We start from the raw sequence: 21,001 nt of genomic DNA, 5'->3' as shown, positions 1-21,001 counted from the left end.
GCGCCGTTTTTTTGAGCCTGCGGTAGAGCCTGAAGGGATCAGCCGAAGCGGCCCGTGATGTAGTCTTCGGTTTCCTTGCGGGAGGGCTTCACGAAGATCTGGTCGGTCTGCCCGAATTCCATCAGCTCGCCCAGGTACATGTAGGCGGTGTAGTCCGAGCAGCGCGCGGCCTGCTGCATGTTGTGGGTCACGATCACGACCGTGTAGTCGTTCTTCAGCTCGGCGATCAGTTCTTCGATCTTGGCGGTGGAAATCGGATCCAGCGCCGAGCACGGCTCGTCCAGCAGCAGCACTTCCGGCTTGATGGCCACGCCGCGCGCGATGCACAGGCGCTGTTGCTGGCCGCCCGACAGGCTGTTGCCGCTCTGGTGCAGCTTATCCTTCACTTCGTTCCACAGCGCCGCCTTGCTCAGCGCCCATTCCACGCGCTCGTCCATCTCGCCCTTGGACAGGCGCTCGAACAGGCGCACGCCGAAGGCGATATTGTCGTAGATGCTCATGGGGAACGGCGTGGGCTTCTGGAACACCATGCCGATCTTGGCGCGGATCAGCGAAATGTCGGTCTTGGCCGTCAGCAGGTTCTCGCCGTCCAGGATGATCTCGCCCTCGGCGCGCTGGCCCGGGTACAGCTCGAACATGCGGTTGAACGTGCGCAGCAGCGTCGACTTGCCGCAACCCGACGGTCCGATGAAGGCCGTGACCTTCTTCTCCTGGATCGACATGTTCACATTGCGGATCGCATGGAACTTGCCGTAGTAGAAGTTCAGGTCCTTGACCTCGATCTTGTTCTTGACGGCGGTAGCGATATTTTCCATTTGGTTTCCCTTGGCTCCGGCGCGCCCAGCGCGCCGGCAATGCGATCTTTATTTGCGGAACAGGTTGCGGGCAATGATGTTGATGCCCAGCACCAGCAGCGTAATCAGCGTAGCCCCGGCCCAGGCCAGGTTGTTCCAGTCCTTGAAGGGGCTGGCGGCGTATTGGTAGATGACGACCGGCAGGTTGGCCATCGGCCCGTTCATGTTCAGCGACATGAACTGGTTGGACAGCGCGGTGAACAGCAGCGGCGCGGTCTCGCCGGAGATCCGGGCGATCGCCAGCAGCACGCCGGTGATGATGCCGGACTTGGCGGCGCGATAGCACACCAGGGTGATCATGCGCCACTTGGGGCAGCCCAGCGCCGCCGCGGCTTCGCGCAGGCTGTTGGGCACCAGCATCAGCATGTTGTCGGTCGTGCGCACCACCACCGGGATCACCAGGATGGACAGCGCGATCGCGCCGGCCCAGCCGGAGTAATGCCCCACCTGCGCCACATACACCGCGTAGATGAAGAGGCCGATGATGATGGACGGCGCCGACAGCAGCACGTCGTTCAGGAAGCGCGTGGCCGGCGCCAGCCAGCCGCGGTGACCGTATTCGGCCAGGTACGTGCCGGCCAGGATGCCGATCGGCGTGCCGATCAGCGTGCCCACGCCGGCCATCATCACGCTGCCGAGGATGGCGTTGATCAGGCCGCCCGCTTGCCCCGGCGGCGGCGTGATTTCGGTGAAGAGCGTGTACGACAGCGCGGGCGCGCCCTTCATCAGCAGGGTGAGGATGATCCAGAACAGCCAGAACAGGCCGAACACCAGCGTTCCCATCGACACGGCGAGCATCACGCGGTTGATCGCGCGGCGCCGGCGATAGATGCCGTTCTGCATATTGAGTACGGATACAGCCATGGTCTTTTCCTTGTGCTCTGGGCGCGTCAGGTTTTCTTGCCTTCGCCGGCGGACAGGCGAACCAGCAGCATCTTGGCCAGGGCCAGCACAATCGTCGTGATCAGGAACAGGATCAGGCCCAGTTCCAGCAACGCCGCCTTCTGTATGCCGCCCGCCTCATTGAATTCGTTGGCCAGCGCGGAGGCGATCGAGTTGCCTGGCGAGAACAGCGAGCCGGACCATTTGAATGCGTTGCCGATCACGAAGGTGACGGCCATGGTCTCGCCAAGGGCGCGGCCCAGGCCGAGCATGATGCCGCCGATGACGCCGGACTTGGTGAAGGGCAGCACCACGCGCCACATCACTTCCCAGGTCGTGCTGCCCAGGCCGTAGGCCGATTCCTTCAGCATTGCAGGCACCAGTTCGAACACGTCGCGCATGACGGCCGCGATGAACGGGATGATCATGATCGACAGGATCAGGCCCGCCGTGAAGATGCCAATGCCGAACGGCGGCCCCGCGAACAGTCCGCCGATGACGGGCAGGCTGCCCAGGGTCGCGATCAGGTAGGGCTGCACATACTGCTGGAACACCGGCACAAAGACGAAAAGGCCCCACATGCCGTAGATGATGGACGGGATGGCCGCCAGCATTTCGATCGCGGTGCCCAAGGGGCGGCGCAGCCAGGTCGGCGACAGCTCTGTCAGGAAGATGGCGATGCCGAAGGACACCGGCACGGCGATGATCAGCGCGATCGCCGATGTCAGCAGGGTGCCGATGATCGGCACCACGGCGCCGTAGTTCGAATTGACGGGGTCCCAGTCATTGAGCCACAGGAACGACAGGCCATATTTGGCCAGCGATTCGCGGGCGCCGTAGATCAGGGAGACAAGAATCGCCGCCAGCAGGATGAACACCAGAAAGGCGAACAGGCGGGTCAGATTCTTGAACAGCGCATCCATCAGCGCGTTTTTGGTTTGCTTCATAGGCGAAGGCGTGCCGGTAGTCACGGAGTCCGCCACGCTGGGCGGAAGCGGCACACTATTATCCATTACCGCGCTCATGGATGGACTTTCCTTAGGAAACCTGGGGGAAAAACAGGGGGATCATGTTGCGTGCAGCGGCCCCTTCTGCCCGATATCGGCCATCGGGGGCTGCCGGTTGAAAGGTTGCGCGCTGGCGGGCGGCGATGCCGCCACCCGCCAGCCGCGCTACCCTCGCCTTACTTCCAGACGGCCTTGCCGTCGGCGGACTTGACTTCGCCCCAGGCCGCGCGGATTTCCTTGGTCACGGCTTCCGGCAGCGGCACGTAGTCCATGGCTTCAGCCGACTTGGCGCCGTTCTTGAACGTCCAGTCGAAGAAGTCCAGGACCGCCTTGCCCTGAGCCGGCTTGTCTTGCGACTTGTGGATCAGGATGAAGGTGGCGGCGGTGACGGGCCAGGAATCGGCGCCCGGCTCGTCGGTCAGGACCACGCCCATGCCCGGCGCGCTCTTCCAGTCGGCGTTGGCGGCCGCGGCGGCAAACGCCTTCTGTTCGGGCTGGACGAACTTGCCGTCCTTGTTCTGCAACTGCGTCCAGGCCAGCTTGTTCTGCTTGGCGTAGGCGTATTCGACGTAGCCGATCGAGTTCTTCAGCTGGCCGACGTAGGCGGCGACGCCTTCGTTGCCCTTGCCGCCCTGGCCGGTGGGCCACTTGACAGCCTTGCCTTCGCCAACCTGAGCCTTCCATTCCGGCGAAACCTTGGACAGGTAGTTCGTCCAGCCGAAGGTCGTGCCCGAGCCGTCAGAGCGGTGGACGACGATGATGTCGGCCGAAGGCAGCTTCACGTCGGGGTTCAGCGCCTTGATGGCGGCGTCGTCCCACTTCTTGATCTTGCCCAGGAAGATGTCGCCCAGGACCTTGCCCGACAGCTTCATCTTGCCCGGCTCGACGCCGTCGATGTTCACCACGGCCACGGTGCCGCCGATCACGGCGGGGAACTGCAGCAGGCCGTTCTTTTCCAGGTCGGCTGCCTTCATCGGATCATCCGAGGCGCCGAAATCGACGGTCTTGGCGATGATCTGCTGCTGGCCGCCGCCCGAACCGATGGACTGGTAGTTCACCGCGTTGTTGGTCGCCGCCTTGTAGTCGGACGCCCACTTGGCGTAGATGGGGTACGGGAACGATGCGCCGGCGCCGGTGACATCGGCGGCCTGGACGGCAAACACGGCGGCGCTCAGCGCGACGCCCAGGGAAACTTGCTTGAAGACACGTTTGAACATCTGGGTTCCTTCTGTGCTCGTTAGAGGAGTCTTGGCAGGCTTTGGTTACTGCCTGTCTTTCAGCGACCCTCGCATATTAGAAGTCCAACGTGACAAGATAGTGACAGTCACATACGGTTCATGCGACACCCGCGATTGCCCCCAAAATGCGCCGGCCGCCCCGTGGACTCCTGGGCGGCCGGCACATTAAGGGACAAACCCCTTTTATGACAGTCGGGCCTACACGCCCAGCTTCTGCATCAGGTACAGGTGCAGGTTGAAGGGCTCGCGGCGGCTCTTGACGCGAGCGTAGTCCCCATCCTGCTGTTGCTGCCACGCCAGCTGGTTGTCGCGCAGCGCGTAGGTGAAGGCTTCGTCGATCACGCGCTTCTTCAGCGTCTTGTCGTAGATGGGGAAGGCGATTTCCACGCGGCGGAAGAAATTGCGGTCCATCCAGTCGGCCGACGACAGATACACGGTTTCTTCGCCGTCCGCATAGAAATAAAAGACCCGGGAATGCTCCAGGAAGCGGCCCACGATGGAGCGCACCCGGATGTTCTCGGACAGCCCCGGCACGCCGGCGCGCAGCGCGCACACGCCGCGCACGATCAGGTCGATCTTCACGCCCGCCTGCCCGGCCTTGTAGAGTTCCTCGATGACCTGCTCTTCCAGCAGCGAATTCATCTTGGCCATGATGCGCGAACGCTTGCCCGCCTTGGCGGCGCGGGCTTCCGCCCGTATCAGCGCCACCATGCCGTCGTGCATGGTGAAGGGGGACTGCATCAGCGCCTTGAGCGAGCGGCGCGCGCCCAGCCCGGTCAGCTGGGCGAACACCTTGTCCATGTCCTCGCACAGCTTCGGATCCGCCGTCAGCAGCCCGAAATCGGTGTAGAGGCGCGCCGTGCGCGGGTGATAGTTGCCGGTGCCCAGGTGGGCGTAGCGCCGCAGGCGCCCTTTTTCGCGGCGCAGCACCACCGCCATCTTGGCGTGCGTTTTGTGCGCCACCACGCCATACACCACGTGCGCGCCCACCTCTTCCAGCTTGGACGCCCAGTTGATGTTGGTCTGCTCGTCAAATCGCGCCATCAGCTCCACCACCACTGTCACCTCCTTGCCGGCGCGCGCGGCGGCCAGCAGGATCTTCATCAGCTCGGAATCCTCGCCGGTGCGGTAGATGGTCTGCTTGATGGCCATCACGTCAGGATCCAGCGCGGCGGCGGTCAGGAAGTCGATGACGGGCTGGAATGACTGATAGGGATGGTGCAGCAGGCGGTCCTGCTCGGCCACGGCCTCGAACAGGTCGGCCGGCTTGTCGCCCACCCGGTCGAAAGGCGCCGGCACGGGCGCGCGGTAGTCGGGAAACAGCAGGTCGGGCCGCGCCGCCGAGTTGCACAGCTGCATCAGGCGCGACAGGTTCACCGGTCCGGGCACCCGGTAGGTGTCGTCGGGCTTGAGCGAGAACTCCCGCTGCAGGAAGTTCTCCAGCTCGACGGGCGTCAGCTTGTCGATCTCCAGGCGCACGGCGGCGCCGAAGTTGCGCTGCGAGAGCTCGCCCTGCAGCGCATGGCGCAGGTTGGTGACTTCTTCCTCGTCCACGAACAGGTCGCTGTTGCGCGTGACCCGCCACTGGTAGCAGCCCAGCATCTCAAGGCCCGGAAACAGCTCGCCCACGAAGGCGCGCAGCAAGGAAGTGAGCAGGATGTAGCCTTCGGGATGGCCGGAAAGCTCCGGCGGCATCTTGATCAGGCGCGGCAGGGCGCGCGGCGCCTGCACGACCGCGATCGACGCCTGGCGACCGAAGGCGTCGGCCCCCGCCAGCGACACGATGAAGTTCAGGCTCTTGTTGTAGACGCGGGGAAAAGGGTGCGCCGGATCCAGCCCGATGGGCGTCAGGAGCGGCATCACGTCGCGGTTGAACACGTTGCGCGCCCATTCCTGCTGCTGCGGGTTCCATTCGGACGCGTGATGCAGCGTGATGCCTTCGGCCTGCATGGCCGGCAGGATCTCGTCGTTGAGCAGGTTGTACTGGCGCCTGACCAGTTCATGCACCGCCTGCTGGACGTTTTCGAACGCCTGGTCCGGCGTCATGCCGTCGGGCCCGACCAGATTCGGAGACTGGCGCTGCTGCTCTTTCAGGCTGGAAATCCGGATCTCGAAGAACTCATCCAGGTTGGAGCTGACGATGCACACGTAGCGCAGCCGCTCCAGCAAGGGCGTCTTCGGGTTCTCCGCCATCGCCAGCACGCGTTCGTTGAATTTGAGCAGCGACAACTCGCGATTCAGGAGCAAAGGCTCGCCAGGCGGGCGTGTGGTCATACCGGATTCCATACGTAGGGAGAGCGTGGAGTTTTACTGCAAAAAAGTGACGGTTCTATGACAACGCCAACACCGTAGCGTACGTCAAATCCGGGACGTATAGCGCGCAGGCCTCATCCGTCCAACCCCCTGTTCCATAAGCGAAAACCCGCATGGCGGGGCGCTGTCACATGGGGTCTCTATAATCAGGCCACCTCTCAGACAATATTACGAGCCGCATGGATCAACTTCTGGCCGCGGTGGACCTCGGGTCCAACAGCTTTCGCCTCTCCATCGGACGCATCGTTCAACAGGACGGTACGCCCCAGATCTATCAGATCGACCGCCTCAAGGAAACCGTCCGGCTGGCCGCTGGCCTAGACGCCGAAAAACGGCTTGGCGACGACGCCATCGAACGGGCCATCGCCGTGCTGGAGCGATTCGGCGACCGCCTGCGCAGCTTCCATCCCAACCGGGTCCGCGCGGTCGCCACCAATACGTTCCGCGTCGCCCGCAATACCCGCGACTTCCTGCCCCGGGCCGAGGCCGCGCTGGGCTTTCCCATCGAAGTCATCGCCGGCCGCGAAGAAGCCCGCCTGATTTTCTCCGGGGTGGTCCACACGCTGCCCCCGTCGCCCAACAAGCGCCTGGTCATCGACATCGGCGGCGGATCGACCGAAGTCATCATCGGCAAGGGCCACGAACCCGGCCTGATGTCCTCGCTGTACATGGGCTGCGTCAGCTACAGCCGCCAGTTCTTCTCGGACGGCGTGGTGGACGCCCACCAGATGAAGCAGGCGGAGCTGGCCGCCCGCCGCGAAATCGAAGTCATCGCCAAGCAGTACCGCAAGACGGGCTGGAAGGAAGCCTACGGCTCGTCGGGCACCGCCAAGGCGCTGTTCGCCATCCTGACCGAATGCCGTTTCTCCGACCGGGGCATCACGCGCGCGGGCCTGACCAAGCTGAAAGACCGCATCGTGCGTTCGGGCCGCGTCATCCCGTCCGAGCTGCCCGGCATCAAGATCGAGCGCGCCGACGTGCTGCCCGGCGGGCTGGCCATCATGAGCGCGCTCTTTGACGAGCTGGGCATCGACGTCATGCACACCGGCGACGGCGCGCTGCGCCTGGGCGTGCTGTATGACCTGCTGGGACGCGACGACGAGCACGACAAGCGCGACGAATCCGTGCGCCAGTTCATGAAGCGCTACCACGTGGACATCAACCAGGCCCGCCGCGTGCACCACGCCGCGCTGAGCCTGTTCGACGCCATGGTGTCCGACGGCCCGGAACGCGCCGAGCTGCGGCCGGCGCTGGGCTGGGCGGCCGACCTGCACGAAGTGGGCCTGTCCATCGCCCACAACGCATATCACAAGCACACGGCCTACGTGCTGGAGAACGCCGACATGCCAGGGTTCTCGCGGGCGGACCAGCAATTGCTGGCGCTGCTGGCGCTGGGCCACCAGGGCAAGCTGGGCAAACTGGAACCGCTGGCGCGCAGCCGCGCGCAATGGAAGGCCATCCTCAGCCTGCGGCTGGCGGTGCTGCTGTTCCGCCGCCGCGGCGAGATCGACCCCCTGCCGCTGACCGCCTCGGTGCGCGAGAACTCCATCGTCGTGCGCGTCAACCGCGAATGGCTCGCCCAGCACCCCCTGAGCGATTTCACGCTGCGCGCCGAAGAGGCGGAATGGAACAAGGTCGGGTTTTCGTTCGAACTGCTGGAGTTCTGACGACACAGGGCGGGAAAGGCGTTTGCGCCCTCCCCGCCCTGGATTCCTAAAACGGCGACAGATCCGTTTCGCGCTCGAGCTGCTTGAGCTCCATGCGCAAAGGCCGAGTGGCCCGCCGTATCAATCTGATTGTCATCCGGCGGAACAGGCGGCGCATGATGCTCAGCGCTGACCGTTGACGGCGGCCGGCTGGTCCAGGCCGAAATGGCGGCGGTAGCGCTCATCCATGCGGTCCATCTTCAGCAGCACCGGGAAGTCCGCGGCATTGAAATCCGGGTCCCAGGCGGGCTCGCCACAGACCTTTGCGCCCAGCTTCAAGTAGCCCTTGATCAGCGGCGGAACGCGCGCCGGCAAGGTGCTGTTGAGCTTTTCCACCGGGTAGCGGTGCAGCGGCGCCACGCGGGGCTCGTCGCCCTGGGGCAGATGCTTGGAGATGGTGCGCCATACTTCGGCGGCAGTGACGCCGTCATCGCGCAGGCTCACGCTGGCGCAGCCCAGCACATACTGGTAGCCGCCGCGGCGCAGGTATTCCGCCAGGCCGGACCACAGCAGCATGATGACCGCGCCGCCGCGGTAGTCGGCATGCGTGCAGGACCGGCCGACCTCCACGAGCTCGTCGCGGATCGGGCCCAGGCCGGACAGGTCGAATTCGGACTGCGAATAGTATCCGCCCGCCTCCCGCGCCTTTTCCGGCGTCAGGATCCGGTACGTGCCGACGACCCGGCCGGTATCGATTTCGCGGACCATCAGGTGTTCGCAGTACGGGTCGAAGCGATCTTGCTCGATGCCGTCCTGGGCATCGGGAAACACCGCGCCCATATCCTCGGTGAAGACGTCGTAGCGCAGGCGTTGAATCTGCTCGATTTCTTCGGCCGTGCGCGCCAGGCCGACCGCCAGCACCTTCGGGGCGGCGCCCGTCCAAGGTTCAGCGGCATTACGGCTCGGGTTGATGCGTGCTAGTTCCAGCATTGCGCGAAGCTCCTAGAGAGTCCAGCCAGTGTGGACGCCCTGTATGTCAAAGACTTGACCAATATGTTACGTGACTATGAAGTTTAGATCGGGGCAGATCCGTCCACTTCCCACAGCTTTCGACGAAACTTTACAAATAAATACAGCCGGTAAATAAGCAAGGGCCACGCATCGACTCGCGACGCGTGGCCCTCATATTAAATCGAAAACTCCGGGTTTACCCCAGGCTTGCCGCAAGCTTCTCGGCGCAAGCGACCGCCAGGGCCTCGTCCTCGGCTTCAACCATCAACCGCAGCTTGGGTTCGGTGCCCGAAGCGCGGATGAGAATCCGGCCCCGCCCGTCCAGTTCGGCCTCGACCGCCTGGCGCGCGGCGGTCAGGCCGGCGTGCGTTTTCCAGTCCTGTCCCGGCGTCAGCGGCACGTTGATCATCTTCTGGGGGTACATGCGCAGATCGCGCACCCACTCGCCCAGCTGCACCGAATTGCGGCGCAGCGCGGTCAGGACCTGCAGCGCGGCCACAATGCCGTCGCCGGTGGAATGGCAGTCCAGGCACAGCAGGTGGCCGGAGCTTTCGCCGCCGTAGAGCCAGCCGCGCGACTGCATTTGCTCCAGCACGTAGCGGTCGCCCACATTGGCGCGCTCGAAGCCCACGCCCAGGCGCTTCATTTCGCGCTCGAAGCCGAAGTTGGTCATGAGCGTGCCCACCACGCCATCAACCTTGCCGCGCTGCATGCGCTCGCGCACGATGGCGTACATGAGTTCGTCGCCGTTGTAGATGCGCCCTTCTCCGTCCACCATCTGCAGGCGGTCGGCGTCGCCGTCCAGCGCAATGCCCAATTTCGCGCCGCGGGCCTTCACTTCCTTGGCCAGCAGTTCGGGGTGCAGCGCGCCCACGCCCTTGTTGATGTTGAAGCCGTCCGGGTGCACGCCGATCGCGTGCACTTCAGCGCCCAATTCGCGGAAGACGTGCGGCGCGATGTTGTAGGCGGCGCCGTGAGCGGCGTCCACCACGATCGCCATGCCGTTCAGGTCCAGGTCGTTGGGGAAGGTGCTCTTGCAGAATTCGATGTAGCGGCCCTGGGCGTCGCCCATGCGGCGCGCCCGGCCCAGCCCTTCCGAGCTGACGCAACCCAGCGGCTCGTCGAGCGCGGCCTCGATATCCGCCTCGATTTCGTCCGGCAGCTTCATGCCTTGCGCCGAAAAGAACTTGATGCCGTTGTCCTGGTACGGATTGTGCGATGCGCTGATCACGATGCCGGCCACCAGGCGCAGGGCCCGCGTGAGGTAGGCCACGGCCGGCGTGGGAACCGGACCGGCCAGCAGCACGTCGATGCCGGCGGCCGACAGGCCGGCTTCCAGGGCGGACTCCAGCATGTAGCCCGAGATCCGGGTGTCCTTGCCGATCACCACCTGCGGGCGGCTGCCGCCGCGCGCGGCGTGCTCGCGCGCCAGCACGCGGCCGGCCGCGTAGCCCAGGCGCAGGGCGAACTCGGGATTGATCACCGGACCGCCTACTTCACCGCGCACTCCATCGGTACCGAAATACTTGCGTCGAATCATGAACTGATAGCTCCTTGTTCAGCCGCCTGCCATACCTTAAGCGCATCCACCGTGGCGGCGACATCGTGCACACGCACGATGGACGCGCCACGCGCCACGCAGGCAAGGGCAGCGGCAATGCTGCCGGGCAGCCTGTCGCCCACCGGCCGGCCCGTGGCCTGGCCTATCATGGTTTTACGCGACAAGCCGATCAGCAATGGATAACCGGTGCTGCGCAAGCTGGAAAGCCTGCGCAGCAGTTGAAAGTTCTGGTCGCCGGTCTTGCCGAAGCCGAAGCCCGGATCAAGCACGATACGGCGAGGATCGATCCAGGCCGCGCGCAGCTTCTGCGCGCGCGCCCCCAGGAATAGCCCGATTTCACCGATCAGATCGGTGTACTCGGGCGGAGCGGCCTGCATGGTGCGGGGCTCGCCCTTCATGTGCATCACGCACAGCCCGCAGCGCGATTGCGTCACCGCCTCGATCGCGCCCGGCTGCCTGAAGCCATAAATGTCATTGATCATGTCGGCGCCGGCGTCCAGCGTCGCGCGCATGACTTCCGGCTTGAAGGTATCGATGGACAGCGGAACGCCGCAATCGCGCAACGCCTCCACCACCGGCAGCAGCCGGGCCAGCTCGTCCGCCACGGATACCGGGTCGGCCCCCGGGCGCGTGGACTCGCCGCCCAGATCCAGGATCTGGGCACCCTCTTCGATCAATTGGCGCGCATGCGCCACCGCGGAATCGGTATCGTCGTGCTGGCCGCCGTCGGAAAAGGAATCCGGCGTGACGTTGACGATGCCCATGACAAGCGGGCGCTCGAGATCAAACTCGAAGCGCCCGCAAAGAAAGTTATTTGCCATAAACCAGAACGAAGAACCTCAGACCGCGGCTGCCGTGCTGCCGCCTGTCGCCAGGCCGGTCGGCGGCGTGTCGGACGTATCCGACGGGCCTTGCGGCGTCTTCGGGGGACGCGGGGGGCGGCCCTCGATGATGTCGTTGATCTGGTCGGCGTCGATGGTTTCCCATTCGAGCAGCGCGGCGGTCATCACTTCGACCTTGTCGCGATTGTCTTCCAGGATCTTGCGCGCGACGCTGTATTGCTCGTCGATGATGCGGCGGATCTCGGTGTCCACCTTCTGCATGGTGGCTTCGGACATGTGGGTCGTCTTGGTGACGCTGCGGCCCAGGAAGACTTCGCCTTCGTTCTCGGCGTAGACCATGGGGCCCAGTTCGTCGGTCATGCCGTAGCGCGTGACGATGTCGCGGGCGATGGCGGTGGCGCGTTCGAAGTCATTCGAGGCGCCCGTCGTCATCTGGTCCATGAACAGCTCTTCGGCGATACGGCCGCCAAACAGCACAGCGATGGTGGACAGCAAGCGGCCCTTGTCCATGCTGTAGCGGTCGGTTTCGGGCAACTGCATCGTCACGCCCAGGGCGCGGCCGCGGGGGATGATGGTGACCTTGTGGACCGGGTCGGTCTTGGGCAACAGGCGCGCAACGATCGCGTGGCCGGATTCGTGGTACGCGGTGTTCTTGCGTTCCTCTTCGGGCATGACGATGGAGCGGCGCTCGGCGCCCATGATGATCTTGTCCTTGGCCTTTTCGAAGTCGGACATATCCACCGTGCGGCCATTGCGGCGGGCGGCGAACAGCGCGGCCTCGTTGACCAGGTTGGCCAGATCGGCGCCGGAGAAGCCCGGGCAGCCGCGCGCCAGGATGGTCGCGTCGACGTTGGGCGACAGCGGGACCTTGCGCATGTGGACCTTCAGGATCTGCTCGCGGCCGCGGATATCGGGCAGCGGCACCACGACCTGGCGGTCAAAGCGGCCCGGACGCAGCAGCGCCGGATCCAGCACGTCGGGACGGTTGGTCGCGGCGATCACGATCACGCCCTGGCCGGATTCGAAGCCGTCCATTTCAACCAGCATCTGGTTCAGGGTCTGTTCGCGCTCGTCGTTGCCGCCACCCAGGCCGGCGCCGCGCTGACGGCCCACCGCATCGATTTCGTCGATGAAGATGATGCAGGGAGCGTGCTTCTTGGCGTTCTCGAACATGTCGCGGACACGGGCCGCGCCCACGCCGACAAACATTTCAACGAAGTCCGAGCCGGAGATGCTGAAGAAAGGAACCTTGGCTTCGCCCGCGATGGCCTTGGCCAGCAGCGTCTTGCCGGTGCCGGGCGAACCGACCATCAGCACGCCGCGCGGAATGCGGCCGCCCAGCTTCTGGAACTTGCTGGGATCGCGCAGGAAATCGACCAGTTCCTGGACGTCTTCCTTGGCTTCATCGCAGCCCGCAACGTCGGCGAACGTGATCTGGTTGGTGTTTTCGTCGAGCATCCGGGCGCGCGATTTGCCGAAGCTGAATGCGCCGCCCCTGCCGCCGCCCTGCATCTGGCGCATGAAGAACACCCAGACGCCGATCAGCAGCAGCATGGGGAACCACGACACGAAGATGCTCATCAGGAGCGACTGCTCTTCACGCGGCTTGCCCGAAACCTGCACGCCGAACTTCAGCAGATCGGAGACCATCCAGAGGTCGCCGGGCGAAGTCAGCGTGTAGGCGCGGCCCGCATCGGGGGTGACGTACAGCACATCGCCTTGAACGTCGACCTTGCGGATACGTCCCGCCTTGGCGTCGTCCATGAACTGCGTGTAGGTCACGCCGTCCTGGGTCTGAGCGCGTCCGTCGAACTGTTTGAAGACGGTGAACAGCACCAGGGCTATCACCATCCAGACAGCGACTTTGGAAAATGAATTATTCAAGGTCGATCTCCTGCTTTCGATTCCGACCGGCGACTGTGCACCCGCGTATGGCACAGTCACAAGTATGTCAATAGCCCATTCTACCCTGTCAGACGGAGTTGCGTCCTGGCAGGCGTGGGACCCATTTAATTACATTTGATTCGTGAGTTTTCTGGTCGTTGTCTCGGCAGGCCGGTGGGTTTTTCCAGGTCCCGGGCGACATGCCCAGGGCAGGGTCATTTCAGATCGCGCGCCACCAGAAAGGTTTCAGAGGATTTGTCCCGTGATGCCTTCGGCTTGCGTTCGACCACCCGCTTGAAGCGCTGCTTGAAGGACTGCACGATCTGCGAAAAGCCGCTGCCGTGGAAGGCCTTGACGATCAGCGCCCCATTGGGCTTCAAATGGGCGCAGGAAAATTCCATCGCCAGCTCGCACACATGCTGGATGCGCGCGGAGTCGGCAATACCCACGCCTGACAAGTTGGGGGCCATGTCTGAAATAACAAGGTCCACCGCGCGAGATCCGACCATCTCTTCCAATTGTTGCAGGACCTCGTCGTCGCGGAAGTCGCCCTGGATGAACTCCACCCCCGCGACCGGTTCCATCGGCAGCAGGTCCAGCGCGATAATACGTCCATCCACGACCCCGCCTGGCCCGGCCAGGCGCTCGCGCGCCACTTGGGACCAGCTTCCGGGCGCCGAGCCCAGGTCGATGACCAGGTCTCCCCGGCGCATCAGCTTTTCGGTGTCGAGGATCTCGATCAGCTTGAAGGCGGCGCGGGCCCGGTAGCCCTTCTGTTGCGCCAGCTTCACATAGGGATCGTTGATGTGCTGGTGAATCCAGTCTTTAGAGAATTTATTCTTGGCCATTACCGTACAATTCCACGCATGCCTATATTAGAACTTACCTCTCGTGAGCGCAGCGACCTTCGGTCCGCCGCTCACCCTCTGCGCCCCGTCGTCCTGATTGGCGACAATGGCCTGACTGAAGCCGTGCTCAAGGAAATCGACCTGGCACTGTCTTCGCACGGCCTCATCAAGGTCCGTGCCGGCGGCGAAGACCGCGAGGCCCGCGATGCCATGCTGTCGACCATCTGCGACACGCTATCCTGCGCCCCGGTGCACCACCTGGGCAAGACCCTGATTCTTTTCCGCCCGCTGGCCGGCAACGTCAAGCCCGCCGCGCTGGCCGCCATGGAGCCCGAGCGTCCGCCCAAGCGCCGCGCCTCCGAGCCGTACACGCCCAAGAAGCTGGCCGCCGAAGGCAAGACCCTGTCCAAGCGTCCGCGCCGCAGCGAATCCGAAGAGCCCAAGCCGGCAAAGACGCGCTATGTGCCCCAGGACGAGCTCAACAAGAACGGCAAGCCCATGCGTCCCAGCAACAAGCGCGCAACCTCGGGCGGTCACGGCATTCCCCGCCGCGCCGGCAGCGCGCTCAGCCTGCGGGCCGGGGCACGCAGCGGCACCAGCCGCAAGACGTCGAAAAGGTAAGGCCGGGCACAAAAACGGGCGCTTTACGCGCCCGGTCCACCATAGCGATCCGCAATGTACCGCGGAATTCAGACGAACGCAGGGTTCAGGCTATGGTGTTTTGACAGTTTTTACAGCTTAGGGCGTTTGCGTCAGATGTAACGCACGCCCAGGACTTCATATTCGCGAACGCCAGCCGGGGCCTTGACCTCGACGACATCGCCTTCGCTCTTGCCGATCAACGCGCGCGCCACCGGGCTCGACACGGAAATCAGGTTCGACTTGATATCGGCTTCAACGTCGCCGACGATCTGGTACGTCACGCGATCGCCCGAATCCAGGTCCTCGATGTCGACGGTTGCGCCAAACACGGCGCGGCCTTCGGCCTCCAGGGAAGAGGGGTCGATCAGGTGGGCATTGGAAAGCGTGCCTTCAAGTTCAGCAATCCGGCCCTCGATAAAGCCTTGGCGCTCGCGAGCGGCGTCGTATTCGGCATTTTCCGACAGATCACCCTGCGCGCGCGCCTCAGCGATGGCGTTAATCACGGCAGGACGTTCCACGGTTTTCAGCCGCTGGAGCTCTTCTTGCAAGCGCTCGGCCCCGCGCACGGTCAAAGGAATGGCAGACATGTCGTTTCCCAAACAAAAGTAGAAAAACGCCCCGACGGAGCGTTCTCGGTGAAGGTCGTAACCCTGGCGCTCGCTTGCCGTCGGATGCTTGTAACGTGACGGGCGGCGCGGACGACCAAAACAAAACCCCGGCTCGGGTCGGAACCGGGGCAATCAAGGTCATATTGTGGTCAAAGTCCACGGGAATTGCAAGCCACTGGAGAAAACGTCGTTTTCGACGCATTTCGACGCTGTAACCCGCTAAAACCCGCCATTTCATCCAGGATGCCAGAGAACCGGCGGGACTTGCCGCGCGCGCCGGGCGTCATCCGCATTATTTCCGCCCATATTGCGTTGCGGAAAAGATACTCGCGAATAGGCCATTCTGTTCGTCGCCCCCTGTTTACGCAAATAGCCAGCCGGCAATATCGATAAAACAGGTATAACTAACAAATTGAGTCATTAATAACAATTAAATACAAATAGGCCGAAAGCAGAGGTTTCTCTTCTTGGGCCCGGGGGGACACGGCGGACACCCGCCGTGAAATCGATTGATTTTGCGTGTTTGCAATTCTGGCGGGCGCATCGCAGCCACCCGGCACGACGTCCGCCTGTCCTCCGCGCGGCACGCGGCCCCGGCCCGTCCCCTGTGCGGCGGATCGCTTTCAAGAACGAGGAGCCCTCATGCTGGAAAAATTGAAAGTCCGTACGGGAATGCTGCTGGTGCTGGCGTGCTTCGTGACCGCCCTGGCGCTGGCATGCGGATTGAGCTGGATGAACGCTGAGCGCAGCATGACCGAGATCGAGGACCTGAACACCGTGGCGGTCCATCAGGTCGACCCGCTCTACGAGGCCAATGCCGCGCTGCTGCGGGCAAGGCTGGCGCTGGGCGCGGCCAATGCGGCGCTGCAGACGGGCGCCACGGAACAGGCCGCGACGGCCGAACAGGACGCCGCCAGTCAGCTCAAACTGGCGCGCGAACGGTTTGCCCGCTACATGGAAGTGCCCAAGAGCGAACGCGGCCAGGCCCTGGCGCTGACGCTGCAGACCCGCTACACGGAGTACACCGCGATACTGGACGCGCTGTCCGCCGCCATCAAGGAGCGCTCGCCCGCCAGGTATCAGCAGGACGAAGGGCGCGTGCGCCAGGCGGATGCGAATTTCATCAAGGACATGCAGGTCTTCCTGGCGCGGGTCCAGGAACGCAGCGACGGGGTGTTGGCGAGCTCGCAGAAGACCTATTCCACCGCGCGGATTTCGGCGATCGCCCTGCTTTCGGCCGCCCTGCTGCTGACGGCGCTGTGCTGGACCTTCATCCGGCGCGGCGTGCTGCTGCCCCTGCAGGAAGCGGGCAGGCACTTCGACCGCATCGCCGCCGGCGACCTGACGCAGCGGGTCGAGACCCGCTCCCAGAACGAGATCGGCGCCCTGTTCGCGTCGCTAAAGCGCATGCAGGAGGGCCTGACCCGGACCGTGACGTCCGTGCGCCACGGGGTCGAGGAAATCAATGTGGGCGCGGCGGAGATCGCCACCGGCAACGCCAACCTGTCCACCCGCACCGAACAGCAGGCGGCGGCGCTGGAAGAGACGGCCTCCACCATGGAAGAACTGGCCACCACCGTCAAGCAGAACGCCGAAAACGCGGCCCAGGCCAATCAGCTGGCCGCGGTCAGCATGGACGTGGCGCAGCGCGGCGGCCACAACGTCGGGCAGGTCGTGGCGACCATGCAAGGCATCTCGGACAGTTCGCGCAAGATCGCGGACATCGTGTCGGTGATCGACAGCATCGCCTTTCAGACCAACATCCTCGCGCTGAACGCGGCCGTCGAGGCGGCGCGGGCCGGGGAACAGGGCAAGGGTTTCGCGGTGGTCGCGGGCGAAGTGCGCACGCTGGCGCAGCGCGCCGCGCAGGCTGCCAAGGAGATCAAGGCGCTGATCGAAGCCTCGGCGGACACGGTGACCACGGGTTCCGCGCAGGTCGCCGCCGCCGGCCAGACCATGCAGGAGATCGTGGCTTCCGTTCAGCGGGTGGCGGACATCATGGGGGAGATTTCGGCGGCGTCGGCCCAGCAGGCCGGCGGCATCGACCAGGTCAGCCTGGCGATTTCGCAGATGGACGAGGTGACGCAGCAGAACGCGGCGCTGGTGGAAGAGGCCTCGGCCGCGGCGTCGGCGATGGAGGAACAGGCGCGGCGCCTGGCTGAGGCCACCGCCGTGTTCAAGACGCAGTCCGGGCAGGTGATCGAGGCGTCGCCCGAGCGGATTGCGCGGACGGCGCTGGCCGCGAGGCTGTCGCGCTCCTAGGCGCATCGGCCCTGGCCGGGGCGCGTGCGCGTCCCGGCCGGCCTGCGGATTTACGTCCCGCGGCGGCGCAGCAAGGCGTACAGGATGATGGCGCCGAAGGTGGCGGTGCCGATGCCGCCCAGCGTGAAGTTGCCCAGCTTGACGGTGAAATCGCCCGCGCCCAGCACCAGCGTGACCGCGGCCACGATGAGGTTGCGGTTGTCGCTGAAGTCGACCTGGTTGACCACCCAGATGCGGGCGCCGGCAACGGCGATCAGGCCGAACACCACGACCGACATGCCGCCCAGCACGGGCGCCGGGATCGTCTGGATCAGCGCGCCGAACTTGGGCGAGAAGCCCAGCACGATGGCGATCAGGGCGGCCACCACGAAGACGAGCGTGGAATAGATGCGGGTCACGGCCATCACGCCGATGTTCTCGGCGTAGGTCGTGACGCCGGTGCCGCCCACGGCGCCGGAGACCATCGTGGCCACCCCGTCGCCGACGAAGGCGCGGCCCAGGTAGCGGTCCAGGTCCCGCCCGGTCATGGCGCTGACGGCCTTCACGTGGCCCAGGTTTTCGGCCACCAGGATGATGGCGACCGGCACGATCAGGCCCATGGCTTCCGCCTTGAACACGGGCGCGGCGAATTGCGGCAGGCCGATCCAGGCGGCGGCCGATACGGCGGAGAAATCGATGGGCTTGCCGTAGCCTAGGCCATTGGCCAGCACCGCGTAAACCACGCAGGCCAGGATCAGGCCGACCAGGATCAGCAGGCGCTGCACCATGCCCCGGGTGTACACGGCGATGCCGCCCACGCACACGATGGTGACCATCGCCATGACGCTGTCAAAGCCCGAGGCGCCCATCGCGCCCTTGGCCGCGATGGGCGCAAGGTTCAGGCCGATCACGGCGACCACCGCGCCCGTCACCACGGGCGGCATGAGCGCGTCGATCCAGTTGGCCCCGCCCCCGGCGCGCGCGTTGACAATCCAGACGACCACGCCGATCAGCGTATAGGCCAGGCCGCAGGCGATGATGGCGCCCAGCGCCACCCCGATATTGGCGTTGGCGCCGCTGCCGGCATAGCCAGTCACCGCGATCACCCCGCCGATGAAGGCGAAGCTGGATCCCAGGTAGCTGGGCACGCGCCCGCCCACGAACAGGAAGAAGATCAGCGTGCCGATGCCCGACATCAGGATGGCGACGTTGGGATCGAAGCCCATGAGCAACGGCGCCAGCACGGTGGAGCCGAACATCGCAACCACGTGCTGGGCGCCCATGGCCACGTTCTTGGGCCAGGACAGCCTTTCATCGGGCGCGATGATGACGCCGGGCTCGGCGTCGTCCGCCAGGCGCCAGCGCGGAAAATAGGAATTGGACATGGATTCCCCGGTAGGTATTGGGTATGAGCGGGCGCCAGTGTAAATGGGGCCGCGAAGGGGCGGCAACGTTTAAGTTTCAGCCAAAGATGCCGTATCAGTGGAAACCCCAAATTCCATCCCGGCAGCAGGAGCAATCATGGCGACCAATCCCATCAGCGGCATCTCCCGGACCAACAGCCTGGCCGATCTGTGGGCCGAGCGCATCCAGGCCAACAAAGAGGCCAGGAATTCCACGAGCCAGGAGGCGACCTCGTTGACCGCGGACGGCAAGGTCCGCATCAACAATCCTGGGGGGATGGCCGCGGCCAGCGCCGCGGCAACCGAAGAGACCGACAACGACGACGAATACACCCGCCAGATCAAGGAACTGCAGAAGCAGCTCAAGCGGATCATGGACCAGATCGCCAAGGTCAAGGCCAGCGGAATGCCGGCTGAAATGAAGGCGCAGCAAGTGCTGGCGCTCAATGCCCAGGCGGTGCAGATCCAGGGGCAGATCGCTCAGGTGATGGCGCAGCAGGCCCGGGCCTCGCAGGGCGGCGGCGTGTCCGCCACGGCGTAGCGCGCGACGCGGACGCCTGCCCGAGGCGTCCGCGATGATGGACCGCATCAAAATTTCTGATTGGACGCCTGGCGGACCGCCCAGTACTGTCTCCGAACAAATCTAAAACCACGGAGACAAACCATGCACGCAATGCGCACAGCCCTTGCAGGGGCGCTGCTGGCCGTCTGCGCGGCGCCCGCCCTGGCAGGCACCGTCACGGTGATCACGTCGTTCCCCAAGGACCTGACCCAGGCCTACAAGACCGCGTTTGAAAAGGCCAACCCCGGCATCACGCTGGAGATCCTGAACAAGAACACCGTGTCCGGCATTGCCTATGTGCGCGAGACGCCCGCCGGCCAGCGGCCCGAGGTGTTCTGGGCCAGCGCGCCCGATGCCTTCGAGGTGCTGGGCCGCGACAAGCTGCTGGTCAAGTCGTCCGACGTGGCGAACAAGAACGTGCCGGACAAGATCGGCAACTACCCCATCAACGATCCCGGCGGCATGTATCTGGGCCAGGCGCTGGCGGGCTACGGCATCATCTACAACACGCGCTACATTGCGGCGCACAAGATTCCCGCCCCGGTGGAATGGAAGGACCTGCTGTCGCCGAAATGGTTCGGCCACGTAGGCATCACCTCGCCCTCGCGCTCGGGCACAATGCACCTGACGGTCGAGACCATTCTGCAGGGCGAAGGCTGGGACGACGGCTGGCGCACGCTCTTGCGCATGTCGGGCAACAGCAGCGCCGTCACCGAGCGCTCCTTCGGGGTGCCCGACGGCGTGAACAACGGCCAGTTCGGCGCCGGCCCGGTCATCGACTTCTTCGGCCTGTCCAGCAAGTACTCCAAGTTCCCGGTTGAATTCGTCTACCCCTCCGAAACCGCCATCGTGCCGGCCAACATCGCGCTCATCGAAGGCGCGAAGAACACCGAGGAAGGCAAGAAGTTCATCGCCTTCACGCTGAGCCAGGCGGGCCAGGAGCTGCTGCTGGAGCCGAAGATCTCCCGCCTGCCGGTGCTGCCCTACTCGGCGCTGGCCGGCAAGATTCCGCCGGGCTATCCCGACCCGGCCGAAATCGCCAAGCGCAGCAAGGTCCAGTTCGACGCCGACCTGTCCCAGTCGCGCTACTACGTCGTGCAGTCGCTCTACGACCAGACCGTCACGTTCCGGCTGAAGGAACTGCAGGCGGCCACCAAGGCCATCTACGACGCCGAAGCCAAGCTGGGCGACAAGGCCAAGAGCGGCCGAGCCGCGGAACTGCTGGACCAGGCGCGCAAGCTGGCCTGGGCGCCGCTCGTCGACGGCAAGAAGGCGGCGGACCCGGCCTTCCTGGCCATCTTTGCCGGCAACAAGAAGGACGCCGCCGTGAACCAGCAGATCACCCAGCTGGAAGGCGAGTGGAACGGCCGCGCCCGCGCCAACTACGAAGAAGCCGTGAAGCTGGCCAAAGCGGCCTCGGCGCTCTGAACGGCAAGGCGCGGACGGCGGCGGGCGGGCG

At 64.7% G+C, this 21,001-nt stretch carries 17 protein-coding genes; 5 read left to right on the top strand and 12 right to left on the bottom strand.

The window, feature by feature from the left end:
* Positions 1 to 38: 38 nt before the first annotated feature.
* The 5 genes from pstB to ppk1 all read right to left on the bottom strand — a co-directional run bounded on the left by pstB (position 39) and on the right by ppk1 (position 6,255).
* Complete coding sequence (gene pstB / locus ACFWP0_RS26990) at positions 39 to 815, bottom strand: phosphate ABC transporter ATP-binding protein PstB (RefSeq protein WP_377847457.1); 777 nt, start codon at positions 813 to 815, stop codon at positions 39 to 41.
* A gap of 48 nt (positions 816 to 863) precedes the next feature.
* Positions 864 to 1,718: a phosphate ABC transporter permease PstA gene (pstA, locus tag ACFWP0_RS26985; protein ID WP_377847455.1), complete on the bottom strand. Its 855-nt coding sequence runs from the start codon at positions 1,716 to 1,718 to the stop codon at positions 864 to 866.
* A 26-nt stretch (positions 1,719 to 1,744) separates the two neighbouring features.
* A complete protein-coding gene (gene pstC / locus ACFWP0_RS26980) occupies positions 1,745 to 2,761 on the bottom strand; it encodes a phosphate ABC transporter permease subunit PstC (RefSeq protein ID WP_377847453.1) in 1,017 nt (338 codons plus the stop codon).
* A gap of 158 nt (positions 2,762 to 2,919) precedes the next feature.
* Positions 2,920 to 3,960, bottom strand: a complete 1,041-nt coding sequence (pstS, locus tag ACFWP0_RS26975; protein WP_377847451.1) for a phosphate ABC transporter substrate-binding protein PstS — start codon at positions 3,958 to 3,960, stop codon at positions 2,920 to 2,922.
* Between the two features lie 219 nt (positions 3,961 to 4,179).
* On the bottom strand, positions 4,180 to 6,255 hold the full coding sequence (ppk1, locus tag ACFWP0_RS26970) for a polyphosphate kinase 1 (RefSeq protein WP_377847449.1): 2,076 nt from the start codon (positions 6,253 to 6,255) through the stop codon (positions 4,180 to 4,182).
* Between the two features lie 218 nt (positions 6,256 to 6,473).
* Here ppk1 and ppx point away from each other — a divergent pair, with 218 nt between their 5' ends.
* Entirely contained in the window at positions 6,474 to 7,961 is a 1,488-nt protein-coding gene (ppx, locus tag ACFWP0_RS26965) for an exopolyphosphatase (RefSeq protein WP_377847448.1), read from the top strand.
* A 162-nt stretch (positions 7,962 to 8,123) separates the two neighbouring features.
* On the opposite strand, the gene ACFWP0_RS26960 is transcribed toward ppx, so the two are convergent.
* The 5 genes from ACFWP0_RS26960 to ACFWP0_RS26940 form a co-directional block, all read right to left on the bottom strand.
* Positions 8,124 to 8,930 (bottom strand): GNAT family N-acetyltransferase, encoded by an 807-nt coding sequence (locus tag ACFWP0_RS26960; protein WP_377847446.1) that lies wholly within the window; start codon positions 8,928 to 8,930, stop codon positions 8,124 to 8,126.
* Between the two features lie 217 nt (positions 8,931 to 9,147).
* Positions 9,148 to 10,491: a phosphoglucosamine mutase gene (gene glmM / locus ACFWP0_RS26955; RefSeq protein ID WP_377847445.1), complete on the bottom strand. Its 1,344-nt coding sequence runs from the start codon at positions 10,489 to 10,491 to the stop codon at positions 9,148 to 9,150.
* On the bottom strand, positions 10,488 to 11,333 hold the full coding sequence (folP, locus tag ACFWP0_RS26950; RefSeq protein ID WP_377847443.1) for a dihydropteroate synthase: 846 nt from the start codon (positions 11,331 to 11,333) through the stop codon (positions 10,488 to 10,490). The genes glmM and folP overlap by 4 nt, the downstream gene beginning before the upstream one ends.
* 18 nt (positions 11,334 to 11,351) lie before the next feature.
* Positions 11,352 to 13,238: an ATP-dependent zinc metalloprotease FtsH gene (ftsH, locus tag ACFWP0_RS26945; RefSeq protein ID WP_377847441.1), complete on the bottom strand. Its 1,887-nt coding sequence runs from the start codon at positions 13,236 to 13,238 to the stop codon at positions 11,352 to 11,354.
* A gap of 215 nt (positions 13,239 to 13,453) precedes the next feature.
* Entirely contained in the window at positions 13,454 to 14,086 is a 633-nt protein-coding gene (locus tag ACFWP0_RS26940; RefSeq protein WP_377847439.1) for an RlmE family RNA methyltransferase, read from the bottom strand.
* A gap of 18 nt (positions 14,087 to 14,104) precedes the next feature.
* On the opposite strand from ACFWP0_RS26940, the gene ACFWP0_RS26935 reads away from it, so the two are divergent.
* Complete coding sequence (locus tag ACFWP0_RS26935) at positions 14,105 to 14,707, top strand: YhbY family RNA-binding protein (protein ID WP_377847438.1); 603 nt, start codon at positions 14,105 to 14,107, stop codon at positions 14,705 to 14,707.
* A gap of 131 nt (positions 14,708 to 14,838) precedes the next feature.
* Here ACFWP0_RS26935 and greA read toward each other — a convergent pair whose 3' ends face one another.
* Entirely contained in the window at positions 14,839 to 15,315 is a 477-nt protein-coding gene (gene greA, locus ACFWP0_RS26930) for a transcription elongation factor GreA (RefSeq protein ID WP_025139566.1), read from the bottom strand.
* A gap of 663 nt (positions 15,316 to 15,978) precedes the next feature.
* Between greA and ACFWP0_RS26925 the strand changes: the two genes are divergently transcribed.
* Positions 15,979 to 17,598 (top strand): methyl-accepting chemotaxis protein, encoded by a 1,620-nt coding sequence (locus ACFWP0_RS26925; RefSeq protein WP_377847435.1) that lies wholly within the window; start codon positions 15,979 to 15,981, stop codon positions 17,596 to 17,598.
* Between the two features lie 50 nt (positions 17,599 to 17,648).
* Here the strand turns inward: ACFWP0_RS26925 and ACFWP0_RS26920 are convergent, their stop codons facing one another.
* Positions 17,649 to 18,962 carry a solute carrier family 23 protein gene (locus ACFWP0_RS26920; protein ID WP_377847434.1) on the bottom strand — a complete coding sequence of 438 codons (1,314 nt, stop codon included), beginning with the start codon at positions 18,960 to 18,962 and terminating at the stop codon, positions 17,649 to 17,651.
* 136 nt (positions 18,963 to 19,098) lie between these two features.
* On the opposite strand from ACFWP0_RS26920, the gene ACFWP0_RS26915 reads away from it, so the two are divergent.
* Together ACFWP0_RS26915 and ACFWP0_RS26910 are read left to right on the top strand one after the other, a co-directional pair.
* Positions 19,099 to 19,521 carry a FlxA-like family protein gene (locus ACFWP0_RS26915; RefSeq protein WP_377847432.1) on the top strand — a complete coding sequence of 141 codons (423 nt, stop codon included), beginning with the start codon at positions 19,099 to 19,101 and terminating at the stop codon, positions 19,519 to 19,521.
* 123 nt (positions 19,522 to 19,644) lie between these two features.
* Positions 19,645 to 20,970, top strand: a complete 1,326-nt coding sequence (locus ACFWP0_RS26910) for an ABC transporter substrate-binding protein (protein WP_377847430.1) — start codon at positions 19,645 to 19,647, stop codon at positions 20,968 to 20,970.
* Positions 20,971 to 21,001: the final 31 nt, after the last annotated feature.

Origin of the sequence: Achromobacter sp. NPDC058515 (assembly GCF_042721735.1) — a bacterium.
In the GTDB taxonomy this organism is placed as follows: domain Bacteria; phylum Pseudomonadota; class Gammaproteobacteria; order Burkholderiales; family Burkholderiaceae_B; genus Achromobacter.
Note: the sequence above shows the minus strand (reverse complement) of the source record. Positions and strands in the feature narration are given on the sequence as shown.

Coding starts and splice junctions, on each gene's coding strand:
- pstB (WP_377847457.1), bottom strand. CDS start 815: ATGGAAAATATCGCTACCGCCGTCAAGAACAAGATCGAGGTCAAGGAC.
- pstA (WP_377847455.1), bottom strand. CDS start 1,718: ATGGCTGTATCCGTACTCAATATGCAGAACGGCATCTATCGCCGGCGC.
- pstC (WP_377847453.1), bottom strand. CDS start 2,761: ATGAGCGCGGTAATGGATAATAGTGTGCCGCTTCCGCCCAGCGTGGCG.
- pstS (WP_377847451.1), bottom strand. CDS start 3,960: ATGTTCAAACGTGTCTTCAAGCAAGTTTCCCTGGGCGTCGCGCTGAGC.
- ppk1 (WP_377847449.1), bottom strand. CDS start 6,255: ATGACCACACGCCCGCCTGGCGAGCCTTTGCTCCTGAATCGCGAGTTG.
- ppx (WP_377847448.1), top strand. CDS start 6,474: ATGGATCAACTTCTGGCCGCGGTGGACCTCGGGTCCAACAGCTTTCGC.
- ACFWP0_RS26960 (WP_377847446.1), bottom strand. CDS start 8,930: ATGCTGGAACTAGCACGCATCAACCCGAGCCGTAATGCCGCTGAACCT.
- glmM (WP_377847445.1), bottom strand. CDS start 10,491: ATGATTCGACGCAAGTATTTCGGTACCGATGGAGTGCGCGGTGAAGTA.
- folP (WP_377847443.1), bottom strand. CDS start 11,333: ATGGCAAATAACTTTCTTTGCGGGCGCTTCGAGTTTGATCTCGAGCGC.
- ACFWP0_RS26940 (WP_377847439.1), bottom strand. CDS start 14,086: ATGGCCAAGAATAAATTCTCTAAAGACTGGATTCACCAGCACATCAAC.
- ACFWP0_RS26935 (WP_377847438.1), top strand. CDS start 14,105: ATGCCTATATTAGAACTTACCTCTCGTGAGCGCAGCGACCTTCGGTCC.
- greA (WP_025139566.1), bottom strand. CDS start 15,315: ATGTCTGCCATTCCTTTGACCGTGCGCGGGGCCGAGCGCTTGCAAGAA.
- ACFWP0_RS26925 (WP_377847435.1), top strand. CDS start 15,979: ATGCTGGAAAAATTGAAAGTCCGTACGGGAATGCTGCTGGTGCTGGCG.
- ACFWP0_RS26920 (WP_377847434.1), bottom strand. CDS start 18,962: ATGTCCAATTCCTATTTTCCGCGCTGGCGCCTGGCGGACGACGCCGAG.
- ACFWP0_RS26915 (WP_377847432.1), top strand. CDS start 19,099: ATGGCGACCAATCCCATCAGCGGCATCTCCCGGACCAACAGCCTGGCC.
- ACFWP0_RS26910 (WP_377847430.1), top strand. CDS start 19,645: ATGCACGCAATGCGCACAGCCCTTGCAGGGGCGCTGCTGGCCGTCTGC.